The organism is Flavobacterium sp. LM4 (assembly GCF_002017935.1).
Classification (GTDB): Bacteria; Bacteroidota; Bacteroidia; order Flavobacteriales; family Flavobacteriaceae; genus Flavobacterium; species Flavobacterium chungangense.
Window position 1 is genome coordinate 37,632 of record NZ_MUFW01000008.1, and the last position, 14,893, is coordinate 52,524.

Here is a 14,893-nt window from a genome sequence, read left to right on the forward strand (position 1 = left end):
TTCAAGTCAAACATTACCAAGGATTAGAATTATTTTAGCAGGTAATCTTAAATATTAAGTATCATGAAAAATACAAAAACATTTCCTGAACAGAAACAAAGCCTTCCTGGCAATGAATATTTAATGAAACCCGAGCCTGAGATTATCAAAGAAAATTATGACGGAAGCGGAAAACTTTTAGGGAAAGTCGCGTTTATAACCGGAGGTGACAGCGGAATAGGCCGGAGTGTTGCTGTCCATTTTGCAAGAGAAGGTGCCAATGTTGCAATTGTTTACCTTAAAGAAGATAAAGATGCTCAGACAACCAAAGAGTTAATTGAAAAAGAAGGTCAGCAATGCCTCTTAATCAGTGGGGACCTGAAGGATGAAAAATTTTGCAAAAATGCTATAAAAGCCTGTATCAAAACATTTAACAAAATAAATGTGATAGTAAACAATGCTGCTGTTCAGTTTCCTCAAAATGAGCTTGAAAAAATTACTGCGGCACAGCTTCAAAAAACTTTTGAAACCAATATTTATCCTTATTTTTATATTACCAAAGCAGCTTTACCTTTTTTAAACAAAGGCGACAGCATTATAAACACAAGTTCGGTCACTGCTTATCGTGGAAGTGAACATCTTCTTGATTATTCGAGTACAAAAGGTGCTATTTTAAGTTTTACCAGATCGTTATCAACCATGCTGGCAAAAAGACAAATCAGGGTTAACGGCGTTGCTCCTGGCCCCATATGGACACCTCTGATTGTTGCTACATTCGATAAAATTTCTGATTTTGGAAAAGACAATCCAATGGGAAGACCAGGACAGCCATCAGAAGTTGGTCCTGCTTATGTTTTTCTAGCATCTGAAGACAGCAGTTATATTACCGGGCAATTTATTCACATAAACGGTGGTGAACTGATAGGAAGTTAATTAAATTTAAAATTATGAATTTTACTGACATAATGGGTTTGTTTGCAGGATTTTGTGTCACTGTTTCGGTTATTCCGCAAATAATAAAAGTATGGAAAACCAAAAAGGTAAAACAAATTTCACTACTGACCTTTAGCGTACTCACTTTTGGAATTGTAATATGGGTTGTTTACGGGATTTTAAAAAACGATTTCCCAATCATTATTACCAACAGCATTTCGTTATTCTTAAATCTGATAATGGTCTATTTTCTTATTTACTATGAAAAAGAATAAATCCTAAAATAAAAAAAAACAGCCTCATAAAAGCTGTTTTTTTTCAATATGTGAGGCTCTGCTAGCTAACTAATTTTTGATTATATAATTTACTGAATGCCAGATGATATTTTTCTTTAAATACTTTTGATAAATAATTTCGGCTCATGTGACCGGTTCCTGAAAACGCATTCAAAAAATTCAAATTAGAAACTCTTTTAAGTTCTTCTATTTGTTTATTGGCGAGTGTTAAAATTGGCTTTATGTCTTTCATATATCCATATGTATGCTGATCGAGTTCTGTTTCTAAAATGTTTTCTACAATTCTTTTACTCAATAATTTTTTTACAATTCCTCTTTGCGGAATAGCCTCAATTTCTTTAATCTTTTGTGCGATTTTAAAATTTTGCGGCTCAATATTGATATATTGTCCTGATGTATTATAGAAAATCTTATTTAAATCTGACAAGAGACCAACATCTTCTGTTTTAGAAGCAGTACAGATCACAATCGACATCTGAACACGTTTATATCCCTCCAAATAAAAAATATTATTAATATTTGACGTGTTTCTGATAATACCGCTTTGATTGGTTTTTATTTTTTTTATTGCACCATTGATTCCAAAACTATGACTAAAGCTACCCTCTGAACAGTAAGCGAATAAAATAGGCGAATGTTTGCAGGATTCCATGCTAAGCAACGTATCATAATTAAATACGATATCAAATTGTATATATGAAATTTGTTTATTAAAAGTGATACCACTTATAAACCCGTTTGCATTTTTAGACTTAACCGTTAAATTGTATTGATTATTTTCTGAAGTTAATGTCCCATTCAAACTATCTTTAAGGTCATTAAAAATAGTGTTCATTCTGCCTGTATTTAAGTAAAGTTTTTTCATCTGATCGTTTTTTAAAAATGAGTTTTATAATTAAAAAGAGTTCGGAATTTTAAACTTTAATTTTTTATGATTAATTCTATCTCTTTTGAACAATTCAAATTTCGATATACTGCAAAGGTTTGTTGTTATATAATTTTTCGCAGGACTTTCATAATTAATAGTTTATAAAAAAACAACATGTCTGATAAAACAAAAACAGCTGCTCCAACTTAATGTTTGAACAGCTGTTTTTTCAGCAAAATAAAAAAATCCTAACCTATGAATCTAATTAAGCTTTAAGTGAGTTTATTAATATCGGCATTAGTCGAATAGTTTTTTTCGGGTATGTCTTTAACAAATTCAGCTGCTTCCAAATCGGCAGATGGGCCATATCCTAATAAATAAGTACCTTTTTTATTGTCTGCCGTTTCTATAATATACAAAATTGACATATCGTCCGGATCGCTCATTCCTTCGTATCTATGATGGGCTACAATAAAAATCTCTTCCGGTTTATAAGAATATTTAGATTCTGTTTCTAAAAGAGAGTCATCCTTAAACAAAAAATTACAGCAATACCCTTTTTTTTGATACTCCTCTATATATTCTAATTCGTGTTTTGAAAGTTCTTTTTTCATGATAATATCAATTATATGATTCATTAAAGTTTTTCAAACCTTTCTAAGCAAATTTCACTTATTTAAAAAGAACCTTTTGACTCAAAAAATATTTTTTTTATCCCATTAAGTCATTTGTGCAAAAATTAAAAAACGCAACTATAAATTCGATATAGAACAATATTGAGATTTTAACCCGAAAAAAAGCAATTAAAATACAATGCCATCTCCGAATTATCAATATTGTGAAAGCCAACAGGAATGGAGCCAGATTGGCTCAGGAAATTGTAAAATGCAGAAAAGTATAAGAAATTACAATAATCAAAACTAAAAGATAAAGACAGTGCTTTTAATCTTTATTTTGAAAAACAAAATTATTAACTGTTGGAACAAAATTCTCCCAGTCTATTTGCAGGGCATGCTCAATAGACTTTATAATGTCATTCATTAAAACTGGCTTGGTTATAAATAAACTAGCTCCTAAAGCACGACATTTTTCGATAATTCCGGGCTCATTTGATGTTGAAAATATAATGATCGGAATATTTAGTTTATCGGCATTATAAAGTTCTGCCAAAACATCAAAACCGTTTTTCCCCGGCATGTTCAAATCCAAAAAAATAACATCCGGTGCTGGTGGGGGATTATAAATTGCATTTAACAGTTTTTCTCCACCTGTGTATGTCTGAAGTTTTATTTCTTTCTGCAATGATTCTACAGCATCAGCAAAAATACTCAAATCATCCTCGTCATCATCAGTGTAGAATATAGTTATTGCATCCATAAGAATTTTTAAATTAATAAATCTAAGCCAAAGATAAATAATTTAAGAGGATTACCAATTACATCACAATTTCTGAAAACAGGAAAAATAGAAATATCATAATCCTAAGAATGAATTATATAACTGTAAAAAACTAAAAAAACTGATCTTTATTTTTTGTATAAATTTTAAAAATAAAAACATGGGAGATCATAAAGACCTTAAAAATATTTCAGCAGCTGAAAAAATAAAAGATCTGGCTGAAGATATAAAAACGTGTATGTTGTGTACATATAAAAACGAAAAATTACAATCTCGCCCAATGTCATTTCAGGAGATCGACGAATATGGAAATTTTTTTTTCTTATCAGATAAGAACAGTAACAAAAATGAAGAAATTTCAGCAAATTCAAAAGTCGAAATTATTTTTGCCCAGCCTCACGACAAATTCATGATCCTGCATGGCAATGCTACTATTTCGTATGATCGAAAAAGGATTAAAGAATTATGGAATCCTATAATCAAAATCTGGATGACCGGCGGTGCTGATGATCCTAATTTGAGTATTATAAAAGTTGTTCCCGAAGATGGTTATTACTGGAATAATAAAAATGGTAAAATGGTTGCAATTGCAAAAATGACAGTAGCTTTTGTAACCGGAAAAACAATGGATGACGGAATTGAAGGCAATCTTGAACTATAGAAGGATATAAAAATGGCAATCGAAATGATTATTAATTGTCATTTTTATATTTTTTAAAATTCAAGGGCATTTAAGATTCCTTGTGTGCCTGCTGTATTATTAAAATAAACAAAAGCATTTTTGTCTTCCAGCTTGTTCTTAATCTGCTTTAATTCGACGGTAGAATAACCCGAATAAAAAAGTTCTGAATTACCGTGAAACCTGATGTAAATTAATGGGAATTCAGTAAAAACTGTCTGTGGAAGATTTGGATAACTTACACTGCAGAAGGTAATATTATTTTCAAGAAAAATTTCCCATACATCTTCATTCCACCAGCTTTCATGCCTAAATTCAATAACATTTTTGAATTCATAATCTAAGTTCACTACAATTTCATGGAGCCTTTCCTTACTATACTGATAACTTGGCGGTAACTGAAACAAAATACATCCTAATTTTTCCTTTAAGCCGTTTTTACAAATGCTGTAAAAATCTTCAATGAGGGTTTTACAATTTGTAAATTTTTTAATATGAGTAATCTCTTTATGCACCTTAACTGAAAACAGAAAGTTTTCAGGAGCTTTTTTATACCAATTGTGAAATATTTCTACTGTAGGAAATTTATAAAAACTACCATTGAATTCATAAGTATCAAAATATTGGCAATAATGTTCGAACCATTTAGAAGCAGGGAGATTTTCAGGATAGAAAATACCTTTCCAAAAACGATTATTAAAACTTGAACAGCCTTTTAAAACATTATTTTTCATAGGTATATTTTTTGACAATTGGTGCAAAAAAAACTTCGGCGTTTTTTTATACCGGTATGCCTTTTTTCTAATGGAAGATTACAACGAACACATTTTTTTTTTGGTATGTGCGAGCCAATGTTTCTTTAATTCATACTTTTTTTTCCAGTCCAGAAATTGAAAACTATATATAACACTCTCGTCAATAAGTTTTTGAATGTCCTCTAAAGGAATTTTACCTACTAAAGATTCCGGATGAATTTTACATCTGTACAAAACTTCATTTTTTATAATATTTCCTACTCCGGAGAATATGTCCTGTTCTAATAAAGCATCACAAATCATCTTGTTGGGAATCTTATCCAAACTGTTTTTTGCTTTTTCGGGATTCCAATTTTCGCTCATCACATCTTCTTCCCAATTATAATAAAGATTGATGTCGCCTTCTAAAATTTTAATCGAGCAGGTATAAAAATTAATTTCTCCATTTGTAAAAACCAATCTCAGTCTTGGAATAGTTTCCTTTTTTTCATTGATTAGATAAGTACCAAACATGAGCATGTGAATTTTGACAGTAAAGTCATCAAAGCAAATTAAAAAATGCTTACCCCAACTTTTAAATTCAAGTATCGTTTTGTTTTTTAACCTCAAAATATCGATACTGCTATTTCCCGAAACATCAATGATATTTTGCCCTGAAAATTGCTGTACTGCTTCTTTTAATATCACTATTGATGGACCTTCTGGCATAAATCACTATTTTAATAAACTAAAAAAGCACAGTATAGAACTGCGCTTTTTAATATTTCATAAAAATTACTCTAATTCTGCAGCTTCAAGATTTACTGCATTTACTGCTACTTCGGTAAGTTTTTTGTCTGCTCCTTTTTCTTCGTCAAGCGTTTGCTCTAATAAAGCAGCTGCTTCTTCGAATCCTAATGTTTCTGCAAATTGTCTAAGTGTTCCGTAAGTTGCAATTTCATAATGTTCAATTTTTTGACTTGCTGCAATTATTCCGGCGTCACGTACCACACCTAATTCTGTCTCTTCAAGAATTCCTTTTCCTTCTTCGATTAAGCCATCCATGGCATCACATTTTTTAGCTGTAGCTTTTTTGCCTATCAGTTCAAAAACTTTTTCCAAACGAATTATATGTTCTTCCGTTTCGGTCAAGTGAGAATTTAGAGCCTCGATTAAATCAGCCGATGTTGCATTTTTAGCCATTTTTGGAAGTGCTTTTGTCAAGGCTTTTTCTGCCCAATAGATATCTTTAAGACTATCCTCAAACAATTCTGTCAGACCTTTTGCAGCATTTGACTTTGGTTTTACTGCTCCACTTTTTTTAGCTTCTTGTTTAAGGGCTGTTTCTTTTTTATTATCTGTAGTTTTCATAATTATAAATTTTTATTGATTAATGTTTTCAAAATTAGATTGTTAATCAACCCTTTACTTATATTATTCAAATCCAGAGTTTCAAGATAAACACCTGTAGATTATGAAAATAGATTATTAAATTCTGTAAGAGGTTTCTTTTGAATCGTGGATAGCTTTGTAATATTGAATTATTAAAAATAAATATCATGAAAACGCATATCTCAAATAGCAGAAATAAATATAACCATTACGAAAACGCACAGCTTTACTTTGAACAAAAATATCAGGGAGGATTTTTGGATCCTGATGCGGCTATTTTAATTGAAAGCGCAATTGATAAACTTCTGAAAAAAGATAATATAATTCGAAATGAAAATATTCCAAATGATGGAAGTATGAGCGAAGAAGAATATGTTAAAAAACATCAGGAAGATGATAATTACTACAAACCTGAAAAAACGGAACAGGAAGAAGAAGGCATACAAAACGATGAAAACTTAGATTATGACGAGTTAGAACAACGAAATGACTAATCATAAGCTAAATATTAATAATACTAAAAACTACTATTATGAACACTATAGATCAAAATAATACAGATAAAAATGTCCTTATGAATGAGGAACTGTATCAAAACAATAAACAGAAACAAACCAACAGAGAAATCGCCGAACAGGGGTTTGCGGTTCGAAATGGTCATGACCCAAACAAACCAAATCCGGATGAACGAATCACAAATGATGAAGATGATTTAGACGACCTAAACGATGATTTTCATGCAGACAGAGATATGGAAGGCAATGACAACTTAGACGACCTTGATGAAGAAATTGACCTTGATGGCGATGAAAGAATCGTTAATGACGAATTTGACAATCCTTCTGATTCATTTGACAACACCTTTAATGAAACCGAAGAAGATTTAGAAGAAATTGATCAGGACGACGAAGAGATTGAAGAAGAGGACGACTTAGAATATCAGGAAGATGATATTCAGGAAGAAAAAAATGAGGAAAATTATCCTTCAAATGATCCGAGGAAGTTCTGAGCTTGTTTAAATACCATAAAATACCCCAAAAAACCGTTAGAGCTTCTAACGGTTTTTTATTTGTATCAAAATTAATCAATCCCCAATTTTTTCCAGAGCCGGAATATCATCCATTTTTTCCAGACGTTCCGCCAGACCTGCTCTTGCTTCTTTAAGTTCTTCTTCGGCTTTAATCAGCTCCTTGTACCATTTGTCTTTTTCAAAACTGTCTGAACTTTCTATTTTACGAATGATTTCATAAATTTCACCTTCAGCTTCCATAACTTTTAATCTTTTATAATAGGTCAGGCTTTCTGTCATATGAGCAAGTGCAATCATCGCAGTTAAAAAAGGATGGTTGTTGGTTACATTGACATCCTTAATTCTTCCGTGTTCCAGTTCGACTTTGAGCGCAAAAGCAAATTCTTCCATATTAAATACTTCATACTTACTGTCCGGATTTAAGTAAGCTTTTATAGATTCGACATTATTCATAGTAGAAAGATCAACATCGGTTTCTTTTTCATTACTCAAATCTTTAAAAACCAATCTTCCAATTACTCTTGCTTCATCAACGGTTGGATCATTATCCGGATTTTCAAAATCCCTGATCGACCAGTCCCAATTATCCGGATGGATAGTTTTTATATATTTTTCGCAAAAATCTGTCACATCATTTTTTAAGCTTACCATTTCATCTTCTCTTTTGATGTAAACATCCTGATAAGCGCCACTTTTTGTTCCCATGATTTTATGTTTTATTTTAAAATTACAAACGACACATTTACCAAAATAAATGTGCCGTTTTTTTACTTTCCTTTTTTGAAGTTTTATCTAAATTTTTCTTCTTCCGCTAATTAATGACAGCAGAAATAATACAATAAATATAAAGAATAAGACTTTAGCGATACTAGCGGCTCCGGCAGCTATTCCTCCGAAACCAAATATTCCGGCTACTATAGCCAAGATAATAAAAATGACTGTCCAACGTAACATAATATTGATTTTTTAGTTAATACTGATTTTGTTTGTTACATCAAATTTCCATTTTTAACAGAAATTAGATTAACTCAAAACATTATTTTTTTATCGCAATCGAATGTTATTCTTAATGTAGATTAAGCCATTTTTAGCTTTTAAAAACTATTTTTGTAATGAAAACTATAGCATTATGAAAAAATATGACTTTTTAATATTAGGTAAAAATCAACCCATACTTGAAATTTTGCTAAGGTTAGTAAATGCAAATGAAAACTGGAATGCCGTTGGGTTTAATGATGAAGAATTAGCCAAGGATCACTTTTTACAGCATAATGTTGATTTTGTTCTATTAAGCTCTGCAATTGAGGATCATGTCGAAAAGGAATTTTCAGCATTTTGTTTAAAAGCCCATCCCGGAGTTGAAATCATAGAGCATTTTGGAGGCGGAAGCGGATTGCTTCAGTCTGAAATTTATGACCGGTTGTATAAAAAAGGAGAACTTTAAGATGGAGAAAAAGTATTCAGTTGCAATTTATCCTTCGCAGGATGTTATTGATGCTGTTAAAACAATGAAGGAGTATTTAAAAAGCAAAATCAACTGGTATAACAGTTGCAATTCGACTGCACATATTACGATCTGCGAATTCACAATTGACGATTCTCAAATTAATATCTTCAAACAAAAACTTGTTAAAGTTTGCGATACTTTTATACCTCTCCCTATTTATCTGGATCATTTTTCGTTTTATGAAAACAGCGGTGCCTTTTTTATTGCTCCCAATGAAGCTTCGAAAAACAATCTGAAACCAGTCATGAAAAAGATTCAGGAAACTTTGAAATCTTTAAAACTCAAAAAAAGTGATGATCCGCACCTGTCGATTGGCAGAAAACTTACATCTGAAAATCTCAAAATAGCCTCACAGCTCTTTACTACTATTGAGATTGATTTTTTGTGTAAAGAAATTGTCTTGCGCGAACTCGACCCTGTTAAAAAGCAGTTTTTTGTTATTGATGCTTTTATATTTAATGGAAACGCACAGCCTGAATTTGTTCAGGGAAGTTTGTTTTGATTTTGTAAAATGTTAGAAGTTAGAAAGTGAATAAGTTTCACATTCTACATTTTACATTTTACATCTCACAATTAGTTTTCGTATATTTGAATTTTACAATTCACACTTATGAAATCATTAGACTCTTTTTACGAGGATATTACCAAAGGCTCAACTGTAGAACCAAAGTCATTATTGCCAAGTGACATTCAGAAAGAGATTGGACATTTTAATGTTTTTGATATCAAAGATCTTTTAGAAAGGCTTTCCAGTAAATGCGCCGCCATGCCTTATGACCGACGAGCCTATTACAAAATAAGTTTAATTCGGGGGAAAAACAGAGCAGAATATGCCGACAAAATAATCGAAATTGAAAAGCAGGGACTTTTGTTTGCCACACCCAGGATCCCTTACAATTATATCCCTCAGGAAACCAATCAGGCTGGACAATTTTGTGTGTTTTCGAGTGAATTTTTATCAAAAAATAAAAGTGGGATTGATTTAAACGAACTACCTATTTTTGCTTCAGACGGCTATCCTGTTTTCCAGCTTTCGGATGAAGAAGTTTCAGAAGTAGAATTGATTTTCAACAAAATACAAAAAGAAATCAACTCTGATTATGTCTATAAATATGATTTGATTCGGAATTATGTCGCTGAATTAATTCACTTTGGACAGAAATTACAGCCCATTACAGCTTTATACTCCAAACACAATTCGGCAGCAAGGGTTTCATCCTTATTTGCTGAATTACTAGAAAGGCAATTCCCAATAGAATCGCCACATCAGCGTTTAGAATTAAGAACTGCCAAAGATTTTGCAGAAAGGCTATCAGTTCATGTTAATCACCTAAACAAAGTTTTAAAGGAAAACACCGGAAAAACCACAACAGAATTAATCAGTTCCCGATTAACAAGCGAAGCCAAAATTCTTTTAAAACAAACCGACTGGAATATTTCTGAAATTGCCTATTCGCTGGGTTTTGAAGAACTGGCACATTTTTCGAATTTCTTTAAAAAACAAACCTCTTTAACACCATTAGCTTTCAGGAATTAATTTTGAAAGTTCAGTTTCAGATTTAACGTTTGGGTTTAAAATTGATATTGAATTTTGACATTGACATTGCTATTGAATTTTTAATTCTGATTTGAATTTTGCAAACATCGGTTTGATATTTACAATTGCATACACCGCTTTGCTTATACCTTTGTCATATCAATTTAAAACAAAATACAAAATGGCAGTAAATACAAAAATCGCCTTGGTAACAGGCGGAAGCAGAGGTCTGGGAAAAAATATGGCAATCGCAATTGCAAAAAAAGGAATTGACGTGATTATTACTTATAACAGTAAAAAAGACGAAGCTGATGAAGTAGTCAAAGAGATTGAAAATTTAGGTCAGACGGCAGCTGCAATTCAGTTAAATGTTGCGGAGTCCGCTACTTTTGATTCCTTTATTGAGAACGTTTCAACTCTTCTGAAAAACACTTTCAAAACAAATAAATTCGACTTTTTGGTAAACAATGCCGGAATCGGAATTCATAATTCATTTGCAGAAACTACTGAAGATGAATTTGACCTCCTGACTAATATTCATTTTAAAGGCCCTTTCTTTTTAACCCAAAAAGCATTACCAATACTAAACGATGGCGGCGGAATTGTAAATATTTCAAGCGGTCTGGTAAGATTTTCATTCCCGGGTTATGCTGCTTATGCTTCGATGAAAGGCGCTATCGAAACTCTGACACAATATCAGGCAAAAGAACTGGGCGAGAGAAAAATCAGAGCCAACATAGTGGCTCCCGGTGCTATTGAAACTGATTTTGGCGGAGGCGCTGTTCGTGACAATGATGAAATAAACCAAATGATTGCCGGTTTAACTGCTTTAGGAAGAGTTGGTCTTCCTGATGATATTGGCGGTGTAGTTGCCTTTTTATGTTCTGAAGAATCCCGTTGGGTAAATGGACAGCTTATTGAGGTTTCGGGAGGAATATTTTTATAATATTTTAGAAATTCAACCTGTTTTTCAACACATAGAAACATAGCTTTTTTTTTGAAAAGGTTAAAAAAGAGAAAATCATTTCTCAACACATAGCTATGTGTTTTTTAAATAAGTGAAACGTCTTTTACGTTTACAAAAACTATGCTTCTATGTGTTTTAAATTAACACTATGCTTCTACAAAAACAAAACCCGATAAGCTAAAACTTATCGGGTTTGTCGTTTAAATATCTGAATTAGTAAGTAAGCACATTTAATTTTTTTCGATACTCACATCGAATCCTCCGTTTTTATCAAAAATGAGATCGTAAAACTTTGAATCTTTTTCGACTCCAACTTCATAAGTAGTTTGGTTTTTATCATTAACCACTACTGCAATTTCTTTTATTGCTTTTGCCTGATAATTTTTCTTCAGGTAAATCTGTGCTTTTACCGGCAGCTTACTTAACGGAATCTGTAGCTCATACGCTTTCATATTTCCTAAGTTGTCATAAATCGCCAGTGCTTTCGTAGTATTGTTTACATTGAATTTTGCCTCATAACGAATTTCATCATTGTCGTCGCCAACATATTCTTCATACCAGACCGGTATTTTTCCCGGGTATTCTTTTTCAAAAGCAACTCTAACCAATTCAGTAGGAGTTACTGTTTTTTTCATATTCGTTCCTTCCTGTGCAATTAAAAAACTAAAGCTGAACAGAGCGAAAATTACAGACATTCTTTTCATTTTTTCTATCATTAAAAATTAATAAGTCCAAAAAATCAGTAATAAATTTACTACTTATAAATGAATTTAAAATGAAGTTTCAATGAAATTTTCAGTTTAAATTAAAAATAATCTGATTTTTAATTGATAAAACAAGTAACTTTTTGATGTACTAACCGTCTAATTTTGAAACCAAATCATCACCTATGAAAGACAAAACAAAATTTGAAACTTCTCCACAGCTTTATGCCCGAATCGCAGGGCTATTTTATTTACTCATCATCATAGCCGGTGCTTTTGCTGAAACCTTTGTCCGAAATAAACTAGTTGTTTATGGAGATGCAACCGCTACTGCAAACAACATTATACATTCTGAATTTTTATGGAAAATTGGCATTACCGCAGATTTGATTATGCAGATTTGTGATCTGCCTGTAATGATAATTCTCTATTATTTACTTAGGCCTGTAAACAAAAAACTGGCACTCCTTAATCTTTCTTTCAATTTGATTCAGACTGCTGTTTTGGTTGCCAACAAATTAAATCTACTGGCAGCGCTTTTCTTTTTGGGAGATGCCGATTATTTAAAATCATTTAGTCCGGATCAATTGCATACGTTGTCTTATCTTTCTATAAAATTGCACGACTTTGGCTTCGGCGTTGGATTGATCTTTTTTGGTTTTGTATGTCTTATCGAAGGATATTTAATTTGCAAATCCGGATATTTTCCAAAAATATTTGGAGTACTGATGTCAATTGCAGGATTCTGCTATTTAACAAACAGTTTTGCTTTAATTCTGTTTCCGCAGCTCTCCAGTATTCTATTATTGATGCCGTGCCTTATCGCAGAATTAGCCTTAAGCTTATGGCTTATTTTTAAAGGAGTCAACCTTCCTGTTTGGAAAGAAAAGTTAGCCGTTAATTAATTTTGGAAACAAAATCAAAAAAGCCTGCAGGAAATGAATCTTAGCAGGCTTCTTTTTTGAAATAATTGAATTAGTAAGCACTTATTTCTGAACTCTTATAAATCTTTATTTTTCAGTCGGTCTGTCAATTCCCTTCTGTAGGTAATGCCAATTGGCAGTTTTTCTTTTTTTATCAGTACGAAATCTTTTTCGCTTTCTTCGATTTTATCCAAAGCCACGATATAGGATTTATGAATACGCATGAAATTCTTTTCAGGAAGGCATTTTTCCAGTTCTGTTGTGGTAATAGAAGCCAGATACGTTCTTTTGACAGTGTGGATTTTTACGTAATTGCCAAAACTTTGGGCAAACAAAAGCTGGTCTAATTCGATATCCCTAAAATAGCCATCCACTTTTACACTAACCGTGTTTACGATTACTTCATCTTCTTTAATTTTGACATTTTCTGTGGCGAAAAAACGATCAATAGCTTTTAAAAATCTTGGGAAATAAATGGGTTTTAAAAGATAATCTATTACACCGTAATCATAACTTTCCAAAGCAAATTCAGAATACGCAGTTGTTAGAATCGTTTTGGGATGTGTGGGAATGATTTTCAGCAATTCCATTCCGGAAATCTCAGGCATATTAATATCTAAAAACATCAAATCAACTTTATTTTCCCGAAGATAATCCATTGCTTCAATACCATTGTATCCCTGAAAAACGAGTTCCAATTGTGGATTCTGTTTGATATAATTTGCCAAAACATAATGCGCAGCCGGCTCATCATCAACAATAATGCATTTTTTGGTTTCCTTCATTATACAAACTTTTTCAGTTGTAATTTCAAATCAACGATGTAGGTATTTTTATCGTCCTGAATATCTAATTTATAGTCTTTTCCGTAAATTAAATTCAGACGTTCAATCGTATTTTTTAAACCAATTTTAGTAGAAACAACATCGGTTTTTTTCGGAATTGAATTCACAACATGCAGGTGCAATAATCCGTTTTCGACTGTAATAATAATGCGTACATAACATTTTTCGATGGCACAGGTTCCGTGTTTAAAGGCGTTTTCGATAAATGCGATCAATAACATTGGTGAAACTTTATAGGCGTTTTCATTATCAATTTTGCAATCGTACGTAATATCACAACGATAGCCTACGCGCTCTTTTTCGAGCTGTACATAGCTGTTTATAAATTCCAGTTCATCTTCAAGAGAAACACATTGTTTGTTATTACTTTCTAATTGATAACGCATTAATTGTGACACTTTCATAATCAAATCCGGCGTTCTTTCCGGAAATTCAAGGCTTATTCCGTAAAGTGTATTAAAAGTGTTGAATAAAAAATGCGGATTCAATTGTCCTTTTAATGAATTCAACTGCATTTGGTTGAACAGCAAGGTTTCATCTGTTTGTTTTCTGTGGATTCTGTAGAATTTAAACACAATTATCGGACTCAAAATACAAACCAAAGTCCCCAAAACACTCGCCAATTGATACACATAACTTCGTTGATGCGAATTTTGATACAGATGACAATTGCTAAACATCTTCAGCATCGTTATCTCATACAACAATACAGAAAAAACAAATACACCAAAAAGCGTTAGAAATACATAAGTTAAAGGACGTTGTGTCTTGAATAATATCGGAAGAAGAAAAAAGCGGTTGAATTGGGCGTGCATGTATAAAATGAAATAGAAAAAAATGCCCATTAAAATTGAAGTAAAAGAACTAAATAACATCCAGTCATTCTTCAATGTATAAATTGTAAATGAGAAGAGGACAACGGCAATTTCCTGCCACCATTTGTTGTCCAATATGTTATCAAATTTTTTATTCATTTTTAAAATTAAATAGTTTACAAAGTACGGACAAATATTTAATTTCTTTTTCCAAAAAATGACAAATTCAATTGGTCATTTAGTATTGCATTACATCATTTAAGAAGGCAAATATCGATGCAAGTGA

21 protein-coding genes are annotated in these 14,893 nt (G+C 32.0%); 10 read left to right on the forward strand and 11 right to left on the reverse strand.

What is annotated here, in order from left to right:
* The first annotated feature begins 63 nt into the window (after positions 1–63).
* Together BXU10_RS24270 and BXU10_RS24275 are read left to right on the forward strand one after the other, a co-directional pair.
* On the forward strand, positions 64–912 hold the full coding sequence (locus BXU10_RS24270; RefSeq protein WP_078230012.1) for an SDR family oxidoreductase: 849 nt from the start codon (positions 64–66) through the stop codon (positions 910–912).
* Positions 913–926: 14 nt separating this feature from the next.
* Positions 927–1,187, forward strand: coding sequence for a SemiSWEET family sugar transporter (locus BXU10_RS24275; protein WP_078230014.1), 261 nt, complete (start codon positions 927–929; stop codon positions 1,185–1,187).
* A gap of 61 nt (positions 1,188–1,248) precedes the next feature.
* Here the strand turns inward: BXU10_RS24275 and BXU10_RS24280 are convergent, their stop codons facing one another.
* From BXU10_RS24280 to BXU10_RS24290, 3 genes are all read right to left on the reverse strand, one after another.
* Positions 1,249–2,073 carry a hypothetical protein gene (locus BXU10_RS24280; RefSeq protein ID WP_078230016.1) on the reverse strand — a complete coding sequence of 275 codons (825 nt, stop codon included), beginning with the start codon at positions 2,071–2,073 and terminating at the stop codon, positions 1,249–1,251.
* Between the two features lie 275 nt (positions 2,074–2,348).
* Positions 2,349–2,714, reverse strand: coding sequence for a hypothetical protein (locus tag BXU10_RS24285; RefSeq protein ID WP_223255565.1), 366 nt, complete (start codon positions 2,712–2,714; stop codon positions 2,349–2,351).
* 304 nt (positions 2,715–3,018) lie between these two features.
* Positions 3,019–3,453: a response regulator gene (locus tag BXU10_RS24290; protein ID WP_078230018.1), complete on the reverse strand. Its 435-nt coding sequence runs from the start codon at positions 3,451–3,453 to the stop codon at positions 3,019–3,021.
* A 181-nt stretch (positions 3,454–3,634) separates the two neighbouring features.
* Here BXU10_RS24290 and BXU10_RS24295 point away from each other — a divergent pair, with 181 nt between their 5' ends.
* Entirely contained in the window at positions 3,635–4,135 is a 501-nt protein-coding gene (locus BXU10_RS24295; protein ID WP_078230019.1) for a pyridoxamine 5'-phosphate oxidase family protein, read from the forward strand.
* A 53-nt stretch (positions 4,136–4,188) separates the two neighbouring features.
* Here the strand turns inward: BXU10_RS24295 and BXU10_RS24300 are convergent, their stop codons facing one another.
* From BXU10_RS24300 to BXU10_RS24310, 3 genes are all read right to left on the reverse strand, one after another.
* Positions 4,189–4,887 carry a DUF72 domain-containing protein gene (locus BXU10_RS24300; RefSeq protein ID WP_078230021.1) on the reverse strand — a complete coding sequence of 233 codons (699 nt, stop codon included), beginning with the start codon at positions 4,885–4,887 and terminating at the stop codon, positions 4,189–4,191.
* Positions 4,888–4,965: 78 nt separating this feature from the next.
* Positions 4,966–5,616, reverse strand: a complete 651-nt coding sequence (locus tag BXU10_RS24305; RefSeq protein WP_223255566.1) for a DNA-formamidopyrimidine glycosylase family protein — start codon at positions 5,614–5,616, stop codon at positions 4,966–4,968.
* A 66-nt stretch (positions 5,617–5,682) separates the two neighbouring features.
* A complete protein-coding gene (locus tag BXU10_RS24310; RefSeq protein WP_078230023.1) occupies positions 5,683–6,258 on the reverse strand; it encodes a ferritin-like domain-containing protein in 576 nt (191 codons plus the stop codon).
* A 188-nt stretch (positions 6,259–6,446) separates the two neighbouring features.
* Here BXU10_RS24310 and BXU10_RS24315 point away from each other — a divergent pair, with 188 nt between their 5' ends.
* Together BXU10_RS24315 and BXU10_RS24320 are read left to right on the forward strand one after the other, a co-directional pair.
* A complete protein-coding gene (locus tag BXU10_RS24315) occupies positions 6,447–6,773 on the forward strand; it encodes a hypothetical protein (RefSeq protein WP_078230024.1) in 327 nt (108 codons plus the stop codon).
* A gap of 38 nt (positions 6,774–6,811) precedes the next feature.
* Positions 6,812–7,288 carry a hypothetical protein gene (locus BXU10_RS24320; protein WP_078230025.1) on the forward strand — a complete coding sequence of 159 codons (477 nt, stop codon included), beginning with the start codon at positions 6,812–6,814 and terminating at the stop codon, positions 7,286–7,288.
* 75 nt (positions 7,289–7,363) lie between these two features.
* On the opposite strand, the gene BXU10_RS24325 is transcribed toward BXU10_RS24320, so the two are convergent.
* Together BXU10_RS24325 and BXU10_RS24330 are read right to left on the reverse strand one after the other, a co-directional pair.
* Positions 7,364–8,014 (reverse strand): DUF5661 family protein, encoded by a 651-nt coding sequence (locus tag BXU10_RS24325; RefSeq protein WP_078230026.1) that lies wholly within the window; start codon positions 8,012–8,014, stop codon positions 7,364–7,366.
* Positions 8,015–8,101: 87 nt separating this feature from the next.
* Entirely contained in the window at positions 8,102–8,263 is a 162-nt protein-coding gene (locus BXU10_RS24330; protein WP_078230027.1) for a DUF1328 domain-containing protein, read from the reverse strand.
* 175 nt (positions 8,264–8,438) lie between these two features.
* Here BXU10_RS24330 and BXU10_RS24335 point away from each other — a divergent pair, with 175 nt between their 5' ends.
* From BXU10_RS24335 to BXU10_RS24350, 4 genes are all read left to right on the forward strand, one after another.
* On the forward strand, positions 8,439–8,753 hold the full coding sequence (locus tag BXU10_RS24335; RefSeq protein WP_078230028.1) for a hypothetical protein: 315 nt from the start codon (positions 8,439–8,441) through the stop codon (positions 8,751–8,753).
* A 1-nt stretch (position 8,754) separates the two neighbouring features.
* The gene (locus BXU10_RS24340) at positions 8,755–9,318 is read left to right on the forward strand and encodes a 2'-5' RNA ligase family protein (RefSeq protein ID WP_078230029.1); all 564 of its coding nucleotides are present in this window, start codon (positions 8,755–8,757) and stop codon (positions 9,316–9,318) included.
* Positions 9,319–9,426: 108 nt separating this feature from the next.
* Positions 9,427–10,353, forward strand: coding sequence for an AraC family transcriptional regulator (locus BXU10_RS24345; RefSeq protein ID WP_078230030.1), 927 nt, complete (start codon positions 9,427–9,429; stop codon positions 10,351–10,353).
* 181 nt (positions 10,354–10,534) lie between these two features.
* Entirely contained in the window at positions 10,535–11,299 is a 765-nt protein-coding gene (locus BXU10_RS24350) for an SDR family NAD(P)-dependent oxidoreductase (RefSeq protein ID WP_078230057.1), read from the forward strand.
* Positions 11,300–11,550: 251 nt separating this feature from the next.
* Here the strand turns inward: BXU10_RS24350 and BXU10_RS24355 are convergent, their stop codons facing one another.
* The gene (locus tag BXU10_RS24355; protein ID WP_223255567.1) at positions 11,551–12,015 is read right to left on the reverse strand and encodes a hypothetical protein; all 465 of its coding nucleotides are present in this window, start codon (positions 12,013–12,015) and stop codon (positions 11,551–11,553) included.
* 194 nt (positions 12,016–12,209) lie between these two features.
* Between BXU10_RS24355 and BXU10_RS24360 the strand changes: the two genes are divergently transcribed.
* Positions 12,210–12,929, forward strand: a complete 720-nt coding sequence (locus BXU10_RS24360) for a DUF4386 domain-containing protein (protein ID WP_078230031.1) — start codon at positions 12,210–12,212, stop codon at positions 12,927–12,929.
* A 95-nt stretch (positions 12,930–13,024) separates the two neighbouring features.
* On the opposite strand, the gene BXU10_RS24365 is transcribed toward BXU10_RS24360, so the two are convergent.
* Both BXU10_RS24365 and BXU10_RS24370 read right to left on the reverse strand, forming a co-directional pair.
* Complete coding sequence (locus BXU10_RS24365) at positions 13,025–13,732, reverse strand: LytTR family DNA-binding domain-containing protein (protein WP_078230033.1); 708 nt, start codon at positions 13,730–13,732, stop codon at positions 13,025–13,027.
* The gene (locus BXU10_RS24370) at positions 13,732–14,766 is read right to left on the reverse strand and encodes a sensor histidine kinase (protein ID WP_078230034.1); all 1,035 of its coding nucleotides are present in this window, start codon (positions 14,764–14,766) and stop codon (positions 13,732–13,734) included. Before BXU10_RS24370 ends, BXU10_RS24365 begins: the two co-directional genes overlap by 1 nt.
* Positions 14,767–14,893 lie beyond the last annotated feature (127 nt).

Coding starts and splice junctions, on each gene's coding strand:
- BXU10_RS24365 (WP_078230033.1), bottom strand. CDS start 13,732: ATGAAGGAAACCAAAAAATGCATTATTGTTGATGATGAGCCGGCTGCG.
- BXU10_RS24315 (WP_078230024.1), top strand. CDS start 6,447: ATGAAAACGCATATCTCAAATAGCAGAAATAAATATAACCATTACGAA.
- BXU10_RS24330 (WP_078230027.1), bottom strand. CDS start 8,263: ATGTTACGTTGGACAGTCATTTTTATTATCTTGGCTATAGTAGCCGGA.
- BXU10_RS24340 (WP_078230029.1), top strand. CDS start 8,755: ATGGAGAAAAAGTATTCAGTTGCAATTTATCCTTCGCAGGATGTTATT.
- BXU10_RS24320 (WP_078230025.1), top strand. CDS start 6,812: ATGAACACTATAGATCAAAATAATACAGATAAAAATGTCCTTATGAAT.
- BXU10_RS24305 (WP_223255566.1), bottom strand. CDS start 5,616: ATGCCAGAAGGTCCATCAATAGTGATATTAAAAGAAGCAGTACAGCAA.
- BXU10_RS24295 (WP_078230019.1), top strand. CDS start 3,635: ATGGGAGATCATAAAGACCTTAAAAATATTTCAGCAGCTGAAAAAATA.
- BXU10_RS24275 (WP_078230014.1), top strand. CDS start 927: ATGAATTTTACTGACATAATGGGTTTGTTTGCAGGATTTTGTGTCACT.
- BXU10_RS24280 (WP_078230016.1), bottom strand. CDS start 2,073: ATGAAAAAACTTTACTTAAATACAGGCAGAATGAACACTATTTTTAAT.
- BXU10_RS24300 (WP_078230021.1), bottom strand. CDS start 4,887: ATGAAAAATAATGTTTTAAAAGGCTGTTCAAGTTTTAATAATCGTTTT.
- BXU10_RS24355 (WP_223255567.1), bottom strand. CDS start 12,015: ATGTCTGTAATTTTCGCTCTGTTCAGCTTTAGTTTTTTAATTGCACAG.
- BXU10_RS24310 (WP_078230023.1), bottom strand. CDS start 6,258: ATGAAAACTACAGATAATAAAAAAGAAACAGCCCTTAAACAAGAAGCT.
- BXU10_RS24325 (WP_078230026.1), bottom strand. CDS start 8,014: ATGGGAACAAAAAGTGGCGCTTATCAGGATGTTTACATCAAAAGAGAA.
- BXU10_RS24350 (WP_078230057.1), top strand. CDS start 10,535: ATGGCAGTAAATACAAAAATCGCCTTGGTAACAGGCGGAAGCAGAGGT.
- BXU10_RS24335 (WP_078230028.1), top strand. CDS start 8,439: ATGAAAAAATATGACTTTTTAATATTAGGTAAAAATCAACCCATACTT.
- BXU10_RS24370 (WP_078230034.1), bottom strand. CDS start 14,766: ATGAATAAAAAATTTGATAACATATTGGACAACAAATGGTGGCAGGAA.
- BXU10_RS24345 (WP_078230030.1), top strand. CDS start 9,427: ATGAAATCATTAGACTCTTTTTACGAGGATATTACCAAAGGCTCAACT.
- BXU10_RS24290 (WP_078230018.1), bottom strand. CDS start 3,453: ATGGATGCAATAACTATATTCTACACTGATGATGACGAGGATGATTTG.
- BXU10_RS24360 (WP_078230031.1), top strand. CDS start 12,210: ATGAAAGACAAAACAAAATTTGAAACTTCTCCACAGCTTTATGCCCGA.
- BXU10_RS24285 (WP_223255565.1), bottom strand. CDS start 2,714: ATGAATCATATAATTGATATTATCATGAAAAAAGAACTTTCAAAACAC.
- BXU10_RS24270 (WP_078230012.1), top strand. CDS start 64: ATGAAAAATACAAAAACATTTCCTGAACAGAAACAAAGCCTTCCTGGC.